We start from the raw sequence: 15,781 nt of genomic DNA on the forward strand, positions 1-15,781 counted from the left end.
ATTTTTTGTTCAAGTTGATTATACAATCTACCAAGAAAATATTTTCTAGGAGGGATAAAAAATGACTTCTTTGTATATTACGGAAAGCGGAGCGTATTTACGAAAACGCGGAGGTCATGTTTTAGTCGGGCGTAACAATGAGGTTCTTTTAGAGGTGCCGTTGGAAAGAATAGAAGATGTTACCTTGGTAGATAGTGTTCAAATTTCTTCAGGATTAATTACAGAGTTTTTAGAGAGAAACATACCTCTATCGTGGCTTTCTGGAAGAGGTCGTTTCTTTGGTTCGCTTTTAAGCAATGGTTCTGTTGATATAATTAAGCATCAAAAACAATTTGAGCTTTTGCAGGAAGAAAAGTTATATTTTGAGCTTGCCAAAAAGATTATTTATGCTAAGGTACATAATCAGCTGACAATTTTACGTCGATATAATCGCAATTTAAAACTTGATAATGTAGACACAAGCATTCGCAATATTTTAGCAATAAGAAAAAATATTTGTCAGGCAGATGATTTACATTCTTTAATGGGCTTTGAAGGAATTATAAGTCGTATTTATTTTTGTGCCTTAGACGCTATAGTCCCAGATGAATTTAAATTTGAAAAACGTACTAAAATGCCACCACGAGATCCATTTAATTCTATGTTGAGTTTAGGTTACAGTATGTTGTTCAATGAGATTATGAGCAATGTGTTGGCTTTGGGGTTGCATCCTTACGTTGGTTTTATGCACAGAATTGCTAAAGGACATCCTGCGTTAGTTTCGGATTTAATTGAAGAATGGCGTGCGCCATTGATTGATTCTATGGTTTTAGCAATGGTAAAGAGAAATATGTTGACGAAAGATATGTTTGAAACAAATGAAACGGGCTGTTTTTTAAACCCCGAAGCTCGTAAAATATATTTGCAGACATATAATAAAAAGTTGCGTTCAGACAACCAATATTTTGAAGATAAATATACTTATCGTGAAAGTATTAGGCAGCAGTGTCGTAAATATGCTAGTGTAATCCTGCATAGCGATATAACTCTTTATGAACCATTGGAGTTGAGATAATGGAGCGAAAATTTATAGTTTTAATGATTTATGATATTGTCGATAATAAACGCCGTAATAAGATGGTAAAATGTCTAGAGGCTTATGGTGTCCGTGTACAAAAATCTGCTTTTGAAGCATTACTTAATCGTCGGCAATATGAAAAAATGCTACGAGAAAGCAGTATTTTGATTGATGAAGCAGTCGATTCCTTGCGAGTATATGTATTGGATGATATTATAGATGTATATACTTGGGGAATTGGCGAGCGTAAGGAAACAGACTGCGTTATTTTGTAATTTGGAGATGAGATAAATGAGCATTTTATATACACCTGCCGGTGATACGGATCCTATCAGAGATTGCTATGATGGTGCTATGCTGCACATAATCAGAACATATAGGCCTGAATACGTGCGGATATTCTTAAGCGCGGAAATGTCTGCAAAAGAAAAAAACAGGCATATATACTCTAAAGCGATTGAGTATAATGTGCCTGAGTGCAAATTTGATTTTATTTATACTGATATAGTTAATGTACAGCTTATGGAAGAACTGGTGCCTTTGGCAGAAGGCTTTCTTGAACTGCGAAAGGAGTTTCCGGAAGAAGAGATTTTGCTGAATTTAAGCTCAGGTACACCGCAAATGAAAACGGTGATGAGCTTTTTAGCCACGGATTTTGAAAACGTTCGTGCTATTCAGGTAGATTCGCCGCAAAGGGCATCTAATAGAACAGCGCATGCGACGCAGGATAACGAAGATATTGATGTTGTAATAGAAAATAATTTTGATAATGCTCCTGATTATACGTGTCGCTGCCATGAAGCGCCGCTTTCTCTTTTGCGGCGTTATAGTATACGGCATCAGTTGATTAGTTTGATTAACAATTATGAATATAGAGCAGCTTTGGCCATGTATAACAAAAATAAAGCAATGTTTGTTGAAGAAACCGGTAAATTGCTGAAGCATGCGGATTTACGTTCCAAGCTGCTGATAAATGAAGCGTTTAATGGAATGGGTAAGGAAAATATTTATAAAAACAATTCCGTAAAAAAATTGAATGAATTTTTGATGGTTATGGAATTACACCAGAGGAAGGGTGAATTGGCAGAATTCATCCCTAAACTGACACCGTTTTTGTATGAGTTGCTACTTTATTATTTCGAAAATCATGTTGCGCTTAAACTGGAGCGCTTTTGTTACAGCAAAAGAAATAATAATAGCAGTTGGAAAATAAGCGCGGAGAAGCTGAAAAAAGAAGTGCCGGATGTATTTACCTATCTGAATTATTATTTTCGTCAAGGCTTTAGGGATACAGAACTTTCTTTTTCTAACATGCTGCTGATTTTGGAGTCTTTAAAATCTGTAAAAACAGAACTTATGGGAGAATTACAGATTCTTCGAGAGGTAGAGAAAAATCAGCGGAACAAAATAGCACATACTATTTTAACTGATGTTACGGAAGAAAATCTGCAGGCGATAGAGCCTAAGTTGAGTTCCTACCAGATTATTCAGCATTTGCGTAAAGCGTTTTTATTGATTATGGAAGGAGAATCCATCTGCAAACGCAATGTATATGATGATTTAAACAGGAGAATTGTTGACAGCTTAAATGAATTTAATAAATAGAATATAACTTTTATGACAATATATGCTGTCAAAAACGCTGTTTATGCATAAACAGCGTTTTTTAGTGCGTAGAAAAATTAAAATTCGACTGGCAGTCGTAAAAGTATAGACTATATCCTGAAATAATACTTCGGTTTTTTAAGTACAGAGAAAAGAAAATATATACGTTAAAAATAAACTGTCGAACCGCAAATCTTTTTTACTTTGATTTTACCTTAAGGTTAATCTGTATTTAATATTCTAAGATTATACTATGTATAACAAAGATGAATTAAGTCTGCGATATGCGTAGGAGGTAAGCGTTATGCAGGATTTATACCCAATGTTGATTTTATTTGCCGGTTGGATGGTTGTAGATTTACTGGTGTTTTAAACACTGTAAGAAATTTTGTCATTTGCTGAGAGAGCAGGGAAAAGCCTTGCTCTCTTTTCGTTTTTTATCAGGAAGGTATTATCAATTACTCTTTTCAGCGGGATGTTTTCTTGCTACAATATAGTTAATGAATATAGCGAGGAGGAAAGTTCTATGAAAAAACTGTTTCTTTGTATCCTTTGTCTGCTGATGTGTTCCGTTTGCGCTGCTGCCCCGGCGAAAAAGGTAGTGCTGTGGTATCAGGTTCCGGAGGCTGTTCTGGAAGCGCAGAATCTTGAAAATGATGTTGAGAAAGGTAAGACGGAATTTGAAGCCTTCCTCATGGCAAATTACGGCAAGCGTTTCCCTGTACAGATGATTAAGCAAGCTGCTCCGGATAAGGAGCTGACTGCGGCCGATGTATCACTGGTTACTCGTCCCAACTGGGTGCCGATTGTTGTGAAGCTTGACCTGGCCGGTGTTGGCAGCGGTGAAAAGCTGGTTGGTAAATACAGCACTGTTAAGGTTGCGTTGAAGGAAAGCACCGTTGTAGACGGTAAGCTTTTCAGCTATGATTATGGTATCAAGGAATATGACAGCAGCATGCTGCGTGTAGCAGGTTATGTTATTGCCAGTGAAGATGATCCGCGCATCAACACCAAAAATGCTGTTAATGACTGCATCAAAGAGGCTTGCACGCTGAACAGCAAGGTTAACCGCTATGCGGATCCTGCAGTCTATGATAAGGAAAATGCCCGTTATAACGGCGAGTTTGAAAAAATTCAATAAAGCGTCTGAGAGTGTATCCAGAAATATAGAAAAGCCTGAATCTCTTCAAGAGGTTCGGGCTTTTGTGTTATAATAATAGAAATGGTATGTTACAAGGAGGTGCAGAATGCTTAAGCTTATGCGTTTACTTACAGTTGTATGTCTGTTTTTCGGCTTGGGTACGATGACATATGCAGCGTCACCTAATCCGGTAAGCTCTGCCTACATGCAGAGTTATTTTACAACAATCGCAGCAGCATCCTGTCTGGGTGTTTATCTGCCGCATACTTCCCAGGAGTTTGACTATCTGCGCAGCTATGGCTGGCAGATTGAAAGCCAGCAGGGAAATGACGGCAAGGTAGAGCTGAATTATGCTGTAGCCAAAAATTATTTTCCGCAAATTAATAAGCAAATATATCTGGTAACCTTCCGCGGCAGTGCCAGCAAGAGTGACTGGAAGATAAATCTTGCAACCAAGAAGGTTAATTACGGTGGTTCAACATTGGCGGAGATGCAGGAGCTGGCAGCGCAGCCTGTGCCTAAGGATGGCGCGGCGGTGCATGCAGGCTTTAACAGCTATGTGGATGCGGTGCTGCGCAGCGGCGTAGTTGATGAGAACAGCAAGCTGAGGGGCCTTTTCAAGCGCGTAAGCGAGGATCCTGATGCTTATCTGGTGCTTACAGGTCACAGCCTTGGCGGAGCGGCAGCAACACTGTTGGGCGAGCGTTTAGCGAGCTTGGGAATGCCTAAGGAAAAGTTTGTTGTTATAACCTTTGGCGCTCCGGCAGTTGGCAACAGCGCCTTTGCGGAGCAGTACGGTGATAAGATTAAGCTGCTACGTATCAGCAACACGGCGGACCCTGTTCCCGGCAGCCTGCAGACGTTTTTCGGCGGCTATAAGCAGTTCGGCGAGCCTGTGAAGTACAGCCTTTCCAACAAAATCAGCAATCTGCAGCATGCTATGGCTATGTATTTTGATTACAGTATCAGCGAATACTATAAAGAGCGTGACAGACAGATAAGCATGGGAAGATTGGAGCCTGTTACAGATAGAAAAATTACGAAGCAGCCGGTGGTTGCGGTTTGGGTAAATACTTCCGACAGCTTGAAAAAACTGGCCTATGTAACGGATATCAAACGTTTTGTGCTTGACGAATATCGCAAAATGTTGCCAAGCTATATTATTATGGAACGTAATCTGCCCAAGGATGCCTACACAACGCAGGATTTACTGAAGCTCAGCAATGAGGCCGGTGCAGAATATATGCTAGTCTGCGGGATGGATGGCAGTCAGGCTCCTAAGGAGGGCTATTGGTATCTGACGTTGGAGCAAGGGTTGTTTGATAAAAATGGTCGCATGCTGACGCTTGGCGCTTTCGGACGCAAGGTATCGCCGGCTGTCGGCAATATTCAGGCTGCGGGTGAGAACCTATGGCAGGCACGCGAAGCCCTGTGCGAGCAGTTGCCGTTTATCGTAACGCAGCATGAAGCTATCTTGGGATATTAGAACGTTAAAATAGTGGAGGATGAGGATATGGATTTAAGTGAATTGGAGGGCGAGCTGGCAAACTGTCAAGCCTGCCCCTTACGTCAGGATGCTATTGCACCTGTTGGCTGGTATGGTAATCCCGAAAGCCCGATTGTTTTTGTAGGAGAGGGCCCCGGCCAGGTCGAGGATGATTACGGCTGTCCTTTAATCGGGCCGTCCGGACAATTACTGGACAAGGCTCTGTGGGCAGCCAAGATGACGCGTGACAGAGTATTGACTACGAACGTGATCAAATGTAGACCGAAGAATAACCGTACACCGGATATTGCCGAAGCAGATTTTTGCGCTAAGCAGTGGCTGCAGCGTGAGCTGGAGATTATTCAGCCTAAGGTAATCGTGGCCTTGGGCAGCGTGGCGCTGCATTGGTTGGGACGTCCCGATATGCGCATTACGCGCGACCGCGGCATGTGGTTCCGCACGGAGCAGGGCTTTGACTGCATTGCTACCTACCATCCGGCGTATTTGCTGCGTCAGTACGGCAAGCAGCTGGTAGCCTCCAAATGGGATGTATTTCATGATCTGGAGGCGGCACGCGAGCGTGCCGCACTTTTGGCACCGGGTTATCAATTTATGTCTGAGGAAAAGCCGGATTTATTTAAGATTTTTAAGAAGCGTGTACGCTGAAAAAGCTGCTGCAAGTAAAAAGCGTTCTGCCGCAAAATTACGGCAGAACGCTTTTGTATCTTATGCTTACAATATTAAATAATCTTAGTGGTCCAGTCTTCGATGTTCCAAACCTTATCTACCCAGTCCTCGTAGAATTCCGGTTCGTGGGAAACCAGCAGAACGCTGCCCTTGAATTCCTTCAGTGCACGCTTCAGCTCGTCTTTTGCGTCAACATCAAGATGGTTGGTAGGTTCGTCAAGTACCAGCCAGTTGACATCCTTCAGCATCAGCTTGCACAGGCGCACCTTGGCAGCCTCACCGCCGCTGAGTACGAAAACCTTACTGGTGATGTGCTCATTAGTCAGACCGCAGCCTGCGAGTGCAGCACGCACCTCGTAGTTAGTCAGGCCGGGATATTCGTTCCAAACATCATCGAGAGCAGTATTCTCGTTCTTTTCGCGTTCCTCCTGCTCAAAATAGCCGGGCTCCAGGAATTCACCCAGCTCGACTTTGCCGCTGACAGGCGGAATGATGCCTAAAATAGTTTTCAGCAGGGTGGTTTTACCTAAGCCGTTGACACCGCGGATAGCGATTTTTTGTCCGCGCTCCAGATTAAAGGTAACAGGACGGGTGAGCGGGCTGTCGTAGCCAAGCACCAAATCCTTGGCTTCTATGATGAAGCGGCTGGGAGTGCGTGCTTCGGTGAATTTGAAGGTTGGTTTCAGCTTTTCACGCGGTTTTTCAATCATTTCCATCTTATCCAGCTTGCGTTGGCGGCTTTTTGCCATATTAGTGGTAGCAACACGTGCCTTATTACGGGCGATGAAGTCCTCCAGCTTAGCAACCTCCTGTTGCTGACGCTCGTAGGCTGCAGCCTTCTGTGATTGATAGATAGCGTACATTTCCTGGAATTTGTCGTAGTCACCGCTGTAACGGGTAAGCTCGCAATTTTCCAGATGATAGATAACATTGACAACCTTATTGAGGAAGGGAATGTCATGGGAAATCAGAATAAAGGCATGCTCGTAGTTCTGCAGGAACTTGGTGAGCCATTCGATATGTTCAACGTCCAGATAGTTGGTAGGCTCGTCCAGCAGCAGAATTTGGGAGTTCTGCAGCAGCAGCTTAGTAAGCAGAACCTTGCTGCGCTGACCGCCGGAAAGCTCGCTGACGTCTTTATCCAGACCGATGCTGCCAAGACCGAGGCCGTTGGCGAACTCTTCGATTTTGCTGTCTAAGGAATAGAAACCGCTGTGCTCCAGTTCAGATTGGATTTCACCGACGGTGTTCATCATTTTATCAAGCTCTTCGGGAGAAGCATCGCCCATTTTATCGTACAGCTCCAGCATCTGCTGCTCCATAGCATACATGCCGTCAAAAGCAGTACGCAGAACCTCGCGGATAGTCATGCCCTTTTCCAGGGTGCTTTGCTGGTCCAGATAACCGACGGTAACCTTACCGGGCCATTCAACCTTGCCTTCGTCAGGCAGTACGTGACCGGTTACGATATTCAAAAAGGTGGATTTGCCTTCGCCGTTAGCGCCAACAAGACCTACGTGCTCACCGCGCAGGAGTTTAAAGGAAACGTTTTCTAAAATCTGGCGGCCGCCAAAGGAATGGGAAACATTGGTGACATTTAAGTAGCTCATAAAAACCTCGCTTTATTAGTTTAGTTTTGGTATAATGATAATGGTCTGACGAACGTTGGCTGCCCCTCAAGGGAGGTGGGAGCTATGCGGGTGTACGAAGCCTTAAGTCTTATGATTGCTTTCGGCATTCTTGTTGCGACCATTATCTTGGCTTGTAAGTAACATTACAGAAAAGAAAAAGACCGACATATGACCGCCAGCCTTTTCTTCAATAAAACAATTTTTATGGGAAGAGCTGACGGAACCACTCGTCAGACCAACCTACATATATTATAACAATCAACAATGCTTTCGTCAACGATAGAGGAGGAAAATAATTATGCTGCAAGGAAATAAAAAAGATATTGAAAAGCTGCTGCCGTATGTAAGCGAGCGTTTGCAAAAAGCACTGGCTTACGTTGCTGCGACTGATTTCAGCAAGGTAGAAAACGGTGAATATGAAATTGACGGACGTAATGTTTTCGCCCGCGTCAATACATATGATACCGAGCCTAAGGCTGAACGCCGTCCGGAAAAGCATAACGATTATATTGATGTACAGTTTGTTGCTCGCGGTGAGGAAACAATTTGGTATACACCGCTGACAGCTGATTGTGTAGAAACAGAAAATAAAGCAGAAAAAGAGGACGTAATTTTTTACGCTGACCCGCAGGAGAAAAACTGCACAGTATTAAATTCCGGTGATTTTGCAATTTTTTTCCCGTGGGAATTACACAGACCTAATTGTTCTGTAGAAAAAATCGCCAGCAACGTACAAAAAATCGTAGTTAAAGTAAAAGCCTAAAACACGCATGGTTGAGCGGTTTTTGTTGCTTAAACAAATCGGCTTGACGACTTTGGAAAACTTTTTCTGAAAAAGTCATAAAAAAGTTCAAAAAAAGTGTTGACAAATGCGTGTGGACTTAGTATAATAACACTCGTGATGTTGAGCAACACAAAACATTACAAAATATTCCCCGATAGTTCAGCCGGTAGAACACCTGACTGTTAATCAGGGCGTCGTAGGTTCGAGTCCTACTCGGGGAGCCAAGAAGTTAAAGCTTCGAACTTTTAGGAGTTCGGAGCTTTTTGTTTTTCCTGAAATTGATTTATGATATAATAAGTACATCACTATTACCAACGAGGTATCTATACTATGACTTTGGAAAATAAATTAGGCATCACCAGCTCCGCCGAGCTGGCAACTCAGGAAGAGCGCTTAAGCAAAAAGCGTGCGTTAGAGCTTTTTGAAAGCGGTATGCTGGACAAGCTGGAGCCAGGCACATTCAAAACGCTGCAGGTGATTCATAAGCAACTTTTTATGGATATTTACGATTTTGCAGGCAAGGTCCGTTCCGTAAACATCGCCAAAGGCGGCTTTCGCTTTGTTCCGGCCATGTATCTGCTCGATGCGTTGAAGCAGATTGAGCGCATGCCGCAAAGCACTTTCGACGAAATCATCGAAAAATATGTTGAAATGAATGTCGCTCACCCCTTTCGTGAGGGAAACGGCCGCAGTACGCGCATCTGGCTTGATCTTATTTTGAAGAAAGAGCTGCAGCTGGTTATTGATTGGAGCAAGGTTAATAAGGAAGATTATTTGTCCGCTATGGAGCGCAGCCCGATTAAGGACCTGGAAATCAAGTTTCTCTTAAAGAACGCCCTGACCGAGCATATTGATGACCGCGAGGTTTATATGAAGGGTATTGATGCAAGCTATATGTACGAAGGCTACGAAGAATTCAAGACGAAAGATTTATAAGCTTCTGCCTGCCGGTTTGTCTCAGTTGCAGCAATGCAGCTGAGGTTTTTTGTTATTCTTTTAGCAATCCTTCATCAATCTTCCTTGCATACTAAAAATTTAATTGATATAATAGAAAAAGCTGAAAATTATATAAAAGGAGATTCTGTTTATGACCAACAACCATTCCAAGGGGCGTGCCATCGCTCTGCTGCCTATCGCAGTCTTTCTGCTGTTCTTTATAGGCTCAGGCCTGATTACCGAGAATTTTTACAGCATGCCTGCGATTGTAGGCTTTTTAATTGCTTTAATCATAGCCTTCCTGCAAAACAAAAAGCTCAGCTTTGTACAGAAGCTGCGTCTTGCTTCTACCGGCGTAGGTGACGAAAACATTCTCACCATGTGCCTCATCTTCCTCGCCGCAGGTGCCTTTTCCGGCGCTGTCCGCGCTGCAGGCGGTGTAGAAAGCACTGTTAACCTCGGCCTTTCCATTCTGCCGGGCAACATGGCGGTTGCAGGCCTTTTCGCTATCGGCTGCTTTATTTCCATTTCTATGGGTACTTCCGTAGGCACTATTACCGCACTTGCTCCGATTGCTGCAGGCATCAGCGACAAAACCGGCTTCCCGATGGCTATCTGCGCCGGTGCCGTAGTCTGCGGTGCTATGTTCGGTGACAACCTTTCTATTATTTCCGATACCACCATTGCTGCTGTCAAAACTCAGGGCTGTGATATGCGCGACAAGTTCCGTGAAAACTTTAAAATCATCCTGCCGGCAGCAATCATCACTCTTGGTCTGTTCTACTTCTTGGGCAACACCAACGAATATCAGGTCAACGGTAACCTCGACTACAGTCTGATTAAGGTTCTTCCCTATCTGTTCGTATTAATCGGTGCCGTAAGCGGTGTCAACGTTTTCGTGATTCTTATTATCGGTACTGTGCTCAGTATGCTGGTAGGCCTCGGAACAGGCATGTTTACTGCTACCAAAATGTTTACCCACGTTGGCAACGGCATTATGTCTATGTATGACATCACCGTTATTTCTATCATCGTGGCCTGCATCATTACCCTGATTAAGGAATACGGCGGTATTGATTTCGTACTGAACTTCATCAAGAGCCGCATCAGCAGCACCAAAGGCGGTGAGCTGGGTATTGCAGCTCTCGCTCTGCTTGTTGATATCTGCACTGCGAACAACACTGTGGCGATTGTTATGGCAGGCCCTATTGCCAAGGATATCAGCGAAGAGTTCGGCGTAACACCTCGCCGCAGTGCCTCTCTGCTGGATATGTTCAGCTCCATGGGTCAGGGACTTATCCCCTACGGCGCACAGCTTCTGGCTGCGGCAAGCCTCACTGGACTTAACCCCTTCGCCATCATCCCCTACTGCTTCTACCCGCTGCTGATGGGTATCAGCGGACTGATCTTCATCTTCATCAAGAATAAAGACTAAAAACAAGCCGTACGGCTATAAATTTACTGTAATAGTAAAAAAAAAGCCGTACGGCTTTTTTCATGCTTTAATAACAACATAATGCCAACGTAAAAAGCCTGAGCAAACGCCCAGGCTTTTGTTATAGCTTATTATTTGGTTCTATGTCAAGTTTTGGGGTTTTTAATAATTTAATACCCTAAAATTTGTAAAATTACTCTTTACAACTTAAATAGTCTCTGATATAGTTGGTATGATAGCCAAGTATATATCAGAGGCTATAGTTATTTTTGTAAGGAGTAAGTAAGTTATGGAATGCATGTATTCGTATATAAATTTGAGTATTCCAACCAGAAATTTCAACGAAAATATTTTACTTATCAAAGTAGATAAAAAACATTTAATAATCCTTCAAAGCTCTGCTCTTTGAGCGATGATATAAATGAAAAACATCCGGAGATTGACGGTGTAAATATATTTATAGTATTTGCCGTAAATGACAGCTTACAGCCATATGGATATGCAGGTTATCCTGAAGCTGCCGAAAGAATGCACAATAAAAAAATTTCTCACGAAAGATTCGATTGGTCAACTAAGTTTCCTGATACTACAAATGAGCCTATTAAATCTCTTTCCCTGTAAAATATGCTGCATGACTTAATTTTTCTATGTGATCTTCACAAGAAAAATGGATATTACCAAATTCATCTTTAGTAATTTGCACAGCCGGTTTTGTACAACGACATAATCTATGAATATTATTATCCGGATATAGATAATTACATCTTATAAGACGGCCTTCTTGATCTTTTAATGGTTCTGACATTTATATTAAACTTAATATCCTGTTCCTTGATCTTCTAAAGTTCTGAAACCCAAAACTGATACGTTTCAGAACTTTTATTTTGTTATTACTACCTTCGATAAAACCATTGGAAATATTTTCGCCGACAATATTGGCTATTTCCGTACTCCAATTGGTAAAAGTAGTAATACAATGCTGAAATTCGGGAACAGATAACTGATTAGCTAACAGGAGCCAGTCTCGCAGCTCTCTTTTAGCTTCAGTTCGAGTTTCCTTTCTAAAAATTTCATAGAATTTTTCTTTCAGCAGCCAGGCTTTTTCAAGCTCCGGTGAAGAATTTAGCATTCTATTTAATTCTATTTTATCCTCGTCTGTCAATTTATATTCAGGCTTAAGAAGCAAGTATCGGCTTCTCTTGAACCATTTTCTCTTAACATCATGGAATGCTTTCTGGATGCGTTTTCTGGTGTTCTCAAGACTGTTTATAACTACTCTGATGACATGAAATTTGTCCGCTATTATTTTGGCTTCTGGGAAGATTTTCTTGGCTACGGAACGGAATAATGTGCTTAAATCCATAGTTATCTTTTTTACTTTAGCTCGTTTTTCATATGGATATTCTAAGAAATGTTTACACAGATCTTCTGAATCTCTGTTAGGCAGTATATCTATTATTTTATGTTTTACTGGGTCGGAAAGATTGCATTGAAATTTTTCGCCGCCGGCATTACCTTTAAATTCGTCTATTGCTATCCAGCTTGGCAATTCTGCTTTGGGATAATTGATATTGTCGAACCATCTGATAATGCTTGTTACAGATGTTCCAAACCTTCTGGCTATAGCAGAAAAGCTTTGTAGATTGAAGGTTTCTTTGATGGCTTCAAAATAAAACCTTTGAGGAAAATGACAGTATCTTTTGATATACGGATTGTTTTCTGTAAAAGTAGAGTTACAGTTTTTACAGATATGGCGGCGTTTGCTGATAGTAACTTTTAACGGCTTTCCAGCTAGAGATAAATCTTTGACTTTCTGTAACCTGTAATCTTTGATATAAGTAGTTATATAACCGCAATGAGGGCAATGATGTTCTTTTACCGGCATTTCGATAAAAGCCTCGTAGCTATTATTGTCTTCACTTTCTCTAAAATATTTTACAGTTACCCCTTTAAAAATCGGTAAATCTTGTGTATAATTGTCTTGAAGCATAAGCTGACTGGTTCTCCTTTGTAGTTGTGATTATTTTAGCCAATGATTATTTTACTACATTTTCAGCACTTATGCTTTATTTTTTTGCCTTTAATAAAAAATAAGTGCCGGTGGTCTCAATCTTATTTTAGCCCAAGACCCCAACACTTATTATAGAACCTATTATTTTTCAAACGGGAATTTGTACTTAGTCAGGCCCAGCTCATCTCTAAGCTGAATGAATTCCTTCTGAATGGATTCGCCAACCGGTACACCCTTGTCTTTTCTATCCAGCCAAGCCATATATTCCTTCTCGCCGGCAGTGTAAATGCGTTCCTGACCGGGAGCCTTGGTGGAATTGCGCAGACCGCGGCAGATATCGCCGGCAGTTTTCTTGAAGGTGTCAACGCCCATGAAGAACGCCGGATTGATAACGAAGAAGAAGTGGCCCAAATGATACATAGCGTTGTTGCCGTTTTCATCCTTACCGGACAGTGCCTTCATGAAAGGACCGCCTGCCAGTGCGGAGGACAGAATCTCTACGATAGTAGTGAAGCCGTAGCCCTTATAGCCGCCGGTTTCTTCGCCCAGACCGCCTAACGGCAGCAGAGCAACGTTGCCTGCACGCATTTCCTTCAGGATGGTAGCGGATTCGGTCATAGTGCCGCCGTCCTTAGCAACTACCAGACCTGCCGGAGTATCCTTGCCCTGTCTAGCATAGAACTCAATCTTACCGTTTTGGATAATACTGGTTGCGCAGTCAAAATTGAACGGGAACTCCTCATCGGTAGGCATAGTAAAGGTCAGCGGGTTAGTGCCCATCATCGGCTCAACACCGAAGGTAGGAGCAACGGAAGGTCTTGCGTTGGTACCGGAAATACCGATCATGCCTGCCTTTTCAGCCATAGTGGTCCAGTAGCCTGCAATGCCGTAGTGAGTAGAATTAAAGATAGTGCCGCCAGCCATACCGTATTTGGAAGCCTTTTCAATCAGCATTTCCATCATCTTATGAGAAGCAACCATGCCCATGCCGTTGTGAGCATCCATAACTACAGTACAAGGAGTATCCTTGACAATTTCAATTTCGGTTTTCGGCAGCAGGGTGCCGTTTTTAATACGATCCAGGTAAATAGGCTTGAAGCGGTTGCAGCCGTGGCTTTCAATACCGCGTCTGTCGCTTTCCAGCAGAACATCTGTACAAATGCGTGCATCCTCTTCGGGAACGCCGTATTTAACAAATACGTCTACCATAAAATCGTGGACTAAGTCCCAGCTTACAAAGGGTCTTGTTTCTTCCATGCTGTTTCCTCCTTGAAGAAAATTTTTTCAATTCATAATAATATTGCTTTCGCACTACATATAGTATACCTCATTACTCCATAATTGTACAGTATTGCTTTTAGGGCTACACTTCGCGCCTGTTACAAACGCTGATGTAAAAAAATCTATTTTATCCTTAGGCATAGCTCGCCTGTAAAAAAATACCGTGCAGACCTCCTGACTAACGTCCCAGAAGCCTGTACGGTATTAACGTTTTGAAATTATCAGCTTAACCCTGCTTTGCTCCGTCCGCAGTAAAGGCAACCGGTGCCTTGGCCTCCAGCTCCTTCGTGCTGCCGTCGGCATTATGCCACAGGGTTTTCTTGCTCAGCGAGCCGTTTGTTACAAGGCCGGTCGCATCAAAGCTGATGCCTGTGCCGCTCTTGAATTCAACAAAACCGGCGCTTTCATCCTGCAGGTTGTGCTGCCAGCCAAGCGGACGCAGCTTCGTTGCCTCCGCCAGTGTACCGTTTATAACCCTGCCATCTGTATCAAAAGTCAGCAGATTGTCATTTTTAAAGCGCACAAAGCCGTAGCCGTTATCGCTCAGCTGCAGGATAACGTCATTATCAATCACACCGCTGAGCACAGTGCCGTCCTTAGCAAAGGTCACGGACTTGTTGCCCATGTAGCGCACATGACCGTCGGCAGGAATCACCAGCCCCGGGCGATACGGATGGTAGAAGAAGCGCGGCGGGAAGAACGGCGCACTGCGCTCCACATAATAATAGTTGCTCGCCAGGCTCTCCCATCCTGCAGGACGCAGATAGGTGGCGCTTGCCAGCACGCCCTCGATAACCTGACCGTCATCGTTTATCTTTACAACAGTATTCTTCTTGAACTTGATATCGTCGGCTACCGTCCAGCCCTGCGGCACCAGCTTGGTATCCTTATCTAAGGTTATGGTTTTATCAGCAAGAGCTGTATTGGCGCCTACAAGCACTAAGGCAGCTAATAGTAAGGCTGTAAATTTACGCATGATAATCACCTCATTTTCACTTTCTAAGCATATTATAGCATAGGTTACTAAAAGAAAATATAAAATTATTGTGAATTAAGTGTGGAGGTGATGGGGAGATATTCTTCTATTTACTATTCACCCCTGCTACGCTATAATATAATTAAATAAGCTCATTGAAAGGAGTTGTGCGCCTATGTGTACCAACAAGCATTACTACTGCATGTTCAACGGCATTACAGTCACTACCAGCGACATTATAGATGAAGAATACAAGGAATATATTTGCGTAAGATTTGAACGTCCCAACAATAATAATGGTTTTGATTTCGCTGAAATTATTATGCCTGACAAAAAGTTTATCAAGGCTTTTGGCTTTAGTGAGGACGAGCTTTATTGGATTGAGAGCTTCGCAGCAGATAATCTTTTACTTATGTGGGAAATGGCAAAGGAGAGTAAGCAAATTGCCTAAAATATTAGCAGGTTTCTTAGGGTATGTGTTTTATTTTTGGGCTAATGAAAACATGGAGCCAATACATGTTCATGTTGCTAAAGGCACTCAAACACCTAATGCCACCAAGTTTTGGATTACCAGTGATGGAGCAGAATTAGCCAATAATAACGGAAAAATTCCGGATAATGAGCTTCGCCAAATCAGAAAATATATTTTGCTGAATCGCGAGCGTATCATTGCTCAATGGATCAGTGTTTTTGGCGAAGGTAAAGTAAAAAAATAAGGGTAGATTGTATAATCAACTTGAACAAAAAATAA

17 protein-coding genes and 1 tRNA gene are annotated in these 15,781 nt (G+C 42.5%); 14 read left to right on the forward strand and 4 right to left on the reverse strand.

Going from position 1 to position 15,781, the window contains the following annotated elements; all coding sequences use genetic code 11:
* Positions 1 to 61 precede the first annotated feature (61 nt).
* The 6 genes from cas1 to BN587_RS00880 all read left to right on the forward strand — a co-directional run bounded on the left by cas1 (position 62) and on the right by BN587_RS00880 (position 5,955).
* Positions 62 to 1,054 (forward strand): CRISPR-associated endonuclease Cas1, encoded by a 993-nt coding sequence (gene cas1, locus BN587_RS00855; protein ID WP_021719278.1) that lies wholly within the window; start codon positions 62 to 64, stop codon positions 1,052 to 1,054.
* Complete coding sequence (gene cas2, locus BN587_RS00860) at positions 1,054 to 1,332, forward strand: CRISPR-associated endonuclease Cas2 (RefSeq protein ID WP_021719279.1); 279 nt, start codon at positions 1,054 to 1,056, stop codon at positions 1,330 to 1,332. The genes cas1 and cas2 overlap by 1 nt, the downstream gene beginning before the upstream one ends.
* Before the next feature lie 16 nt (positions 1,333 to 1,348).
* Positions 1,349 to 2,662, forward strand: a complete 1,314-nt coding sequence (csm6, locus tag BN587_RS00865) for a type III-A CRISPR-associated CARF protein Csm6 (RefSeq protein ID WP_021719280.1) — start codon at positions 1,349 to 1,351, stop codon at positions 2,660 to 2,662.
* 526 nt (positions 2,663 to 3,188) lie between these two features.
* Positions 3,189 to 3,803 (forward strand): hypothetical protein, encoded by a 615-nt coding sequence (locus BN587_RS00870; RefSeq protein WP_021719281.1) that lies wholly within the window; start codon positions 3,189 to 3,191, stop codon positions 3,801 to 3,803.
* A 106-nt stretch (positions 3,804 to 3,909) separates the two neighbouring features.
* Positions 3,910 to 5,289, forward strand: coding sequence for a lipase family protein (locus tag BN587_RS00875; protein WP_021719282.1), 1,380 nt, complete (start codon positions 3,910 to 3,912; stop codon positions 5,287 to 5,289).
* A 27-nt stretch (positions 5,290 to 5,316) separates the two neighbouring features.
* Positions 5,317 to 5,955: a uracil-DNA glycosylase gene (locus BN587_RS00880; protein WP_021719283.1), complete on the forward strand. Its 639-nt coding sequence runs from the start codon at positions 5,317 to 5,319 to the stop codon at positions 5,953 to 5,955.
* A gap of 74 nt (positions 5,956 to 6,029) precedes the next feature.
* Here the strand turns inward: BN587_RS00880 and BN587_RS00885 are convergent, their stop codons facing one another.
* On the reverse strand, positions 6,030 to 7,586 hold the full coding sequence (locus BN587_RS00885) for an ABC-F family ATP-binding cassette domain-containing protein (RefSeq protein WP_021719284.1): 1,557 nt from the start codon (positions 7,584 to 7,586) through the stop codon (positions 6,030 to 6,032).
* A gap of 84 nt (positions 7,587 to 7,670) precedes the next feature.
* Here BN587_RS00885 and BN587_RS12160 point away from each other — a divergent pair, with 84 nt between their 5' ends.
* The 6 genes from BN587_RS12160 to BN587_RS11645 all read left to right on the forward strand — a co-directional run bounded on the left by BN587_RS12160 (position 7,671) and on the right by BN587_RS11645 (position 11,383).
* Positions 7,671 to 7,748, forward strand: a complete 78-nt coding sequence (locus BN587_RS12160; RefSeq protein ID WP_222859551.1) for a putative holin-like toxin — start codon at positions 7,671 to 7,673, stop codon at positions 7,746 to 7,748.
* A gap of 157 nt (positions 7,749 to 7,905) precedes the next feature.
* A complete protein-coding gene (locus tag BN587_RS00890; RefSeq protein WP_021719285.1) occupies positions 7,906 to 8,370 on the forward strand; it encodes a YhcH/YjgK/YiaL family protein in 465 nt (154 codons plus the stop codon).
* Positions 8,371 to 8,539: 169 nt separating this feature from the next.
* Positions 8,540 to 8,615 (forward strand) — tRNA-Asn (locus tag BN587_RS00895).
* A gap of 106 nt (positions 8,616 to 8,721) precedes the next feature.
* Positions 8,722 to 9,327, forward strand: a complete 606-nt coding sequence (fic, locus tag BN587_RS00900) for a protein adenylyltransferase Fic (RefSeq protein ID WP_021719286.1) — start codon at positions 8,722 to 8,724, stop codon at positions 9,325 to 9,327.
* A gap of 151 nt (positions 9,328 to 9,478) precedes the next feature.
* Entirely contained in the window at positions 9,479 to 10,762 is a 1,284-nt protein-coding gene (locus BN587_RS00905) for a Na+/H+ antiporter NhaC family protein (RefSeq protein WP_021719287.1), read from the forward strand.
* Between the two features lie 405 nt (positions 10,763 to 11,167).
* The gene (locus tag BN587_RS11645; protein WP_021719289.1) at positions 11,168 to 11,383 is read left to right on the forward strand and encodes a hypothetical protein; all 216 of its coding nucleotides are present in this window, start codon (positions 11,168 to 11,170) and stop codon (positions 11,381 to 11,383) included.
* Positions 11,384 to 11,567: 184 nt separating this feature from the next.
* Here the strand turns inward: BN587_RS11645 and BN587_RS00910 are convergent, their stop codons facing one another.
* The 3 genes from BN587_RS00910 to BN587_RS00920 form a co-directional block, all read right to left on the reverse strand.
* Positions 11,568 to 12,752: an ISL3 family transposase gene (locus BN587_RS00910; protein WP_021719290.1), complete on the reverse strand. Its 1,185-nt coding sequence runs from the start codon at positions 12,750 to 12,752 to the stop codon at positions 11,568 to 11,570.
* A 162-nt stretch (positions 12,753 to 12,914) separates the two neighbouring features.
* Positions 12,915 to 14,030 (reverse strand): Ldh family oxidoreductase, encoded by a 1,116-nt coding sequence (locus tag BN587_RS00915; protein WP_021719291.1) that lies wholly within the window; start codon positions 14,028 to 14,030, stop codon positions 12,915 to 12,917.
* A gap of 250 nt (positions 14,031 to 14,280) precedes the next feature.
* Positions 14,281 to 15,030, reverse strand: coding sequence for a hypothetical protein (locus BN587_RS00920; RefSeq protein ID WP_021719292.1), 750 nt, complete (start codon positions 15,028 to 15,030; stop codon positions 14,281 to 14,283).
* Positions 15,031 to 15,205: 175 nt separating this feature from the next.
* Between BN587_RS00920 and BN587_RS00925 the strand changes: the two genes are divergently transcribed.
* Together BN587_RS00925 and BN587_RS00930 are read left to right on the forward strand one after the other, a co-directional pair.
* Positions 15,206 to 15,481, forward strand: coding sequence for a hypothetical protein (locus tag BN587_RS00925; protein ID WP_021719293.1), 276 nt, complete (start codon positions 15,206 to 15,208; stop codon positions 15,479 to 15,481).
* The gene (locus tag BN587_RS00930; RefSeq protein WP_021719294.1) at positions 15,474 to 15,746 is read left to right on the forward strand and encodes a DUF4160 domain-containing protein; all 273 of its coding nucleotides are present in this window, start codon (positions 15,474 to 15,476) and stop codon (positions 15,744 to 15,746) included. The genes BN587_RS00925 and BN587_RS00930 overlap by 8 nt, the downstream gene beginning before the upstream one ends.
* The last annotated feature ends 35 nt before the right edge of the window (positions 15,747 to 15,781 follow it).

Source organism: Phascolarctobacterium succinatutens CAG:287 (assembly GCF_000434895.1).
GTDB classification, from domain to species: domain Bacteria; phylum Bacillota; class Negativicutes; order Acidaminococcales; family Acidaminococcaceae; genus Phascolarctobacterium_A; species Phascolarctobacterium_A succinatutens_A.

Excerpts from the sequence above, each read along its gene's own strand:
- BN587_RS12160 (WP_222859551.1), top strand. The coding sequence starts at position 7,671 with ATGCGGGTGTACGAAGCCTTAAGTCTTATGATTGCTTTCGGCATTCTT.
- BN587_RS00885 (WP_021719284.1), bottom strand. The coding sequence starts at position 7,586 with ATGAGCTACTTAAATGTCACCAATGTTTCCCATTCCTTTGGCGGCCGC.
- BN587_RS00875 (WP_021719282.1), top strand. The coding sequence starts at position 3,910 with ATGCTTAAGCTTATGCGTTTACTTACAGTTGTATGTCTGTTTTTCGGC.
- BN587_RS00910 (WP_021719290.1), bottom strand. The coding sequence starts at position 12,752 with ATGCTTCAAGACAATTATACACAAGATTTACCGATTTTTAAAGGGGTA.
- BN587_RS00905 (WP_021719287.1), top strand. The coding sequence starts at position 9,479 with ATGACCAACAACCATTCCAAGGGGCGTGCCATCGCTCTGCTGCCTATC.
- cas1 (WP_021719278.1), top strand. The coding sequence starts at position 62 with ATGACTTCTTTGTATATTACGGAAAGCGGAGCGTATTTACGAAAACGC.
- BN587_RS00890 (WP_021719285.1), top strand. The coding sequence starts at position 7,906 with ATGCTGCAAGGAAATAAAAAAGATATTGAAAAGCTGCTGCCGTATGTA.
- BN587_RS00920 (WP_021719292.1), bottom strand. The coding sequence starts at position 15,030 with ATGCGTAAATTTACAGCCTTACTATTAGCTGCCTTAGTGCTTGTAGGC.
- fic (WP_021719286.1), top strand. The coding sequence starts at position 8,722 with ATGACTTTGGAAAATAAATTAGGCATCACCAGCTCCGCCGAGCTGGCA.
- BN587_RS00915 (WP_021719291.1), bottom strand. The coding sequence starts at position 14,030 with ATGGAAGAAACAAGACCCTTTGTAAGCTGGGACTTAGTCCACGATTTT.
- cas2 (WP_021719279.1), top strand. The coding sequence starts at position 1,054 with ATGGAGCGAAAATTTATAGTTTTAATGATTTATGATATTGTCGATAAT.
- BN587_RS00870 (WP_021719281.1), top strand. The coding sequence starts at position 3,189 with ATGAAAAAACTGTTTCTTTGTATCCTTTGTCTGCTGATGTGTTCCGTT.
- BN587_RS00880 (WP_021719283.1), top strand. The coding sequence starts at position 5,317 with ATGGATTTAAGTGAATTGGAGGGCGAGCTGGCAAACTGTCAAGCCTGC.
- BN587_RS00925 (WP_021719293.1), top strand. The coding sequence starts at position 15,206 with ATGTGTACCAACAAGCATTACTACTGCATGTTCAACGGCATTACAGTC.
- csm6 (WP_021719280.1), top strand. The coding sequence starts at position 1,349 with ATGAGCATTTTATATACACCTGCCGGTGATACGGATCCTATCAGAGAT.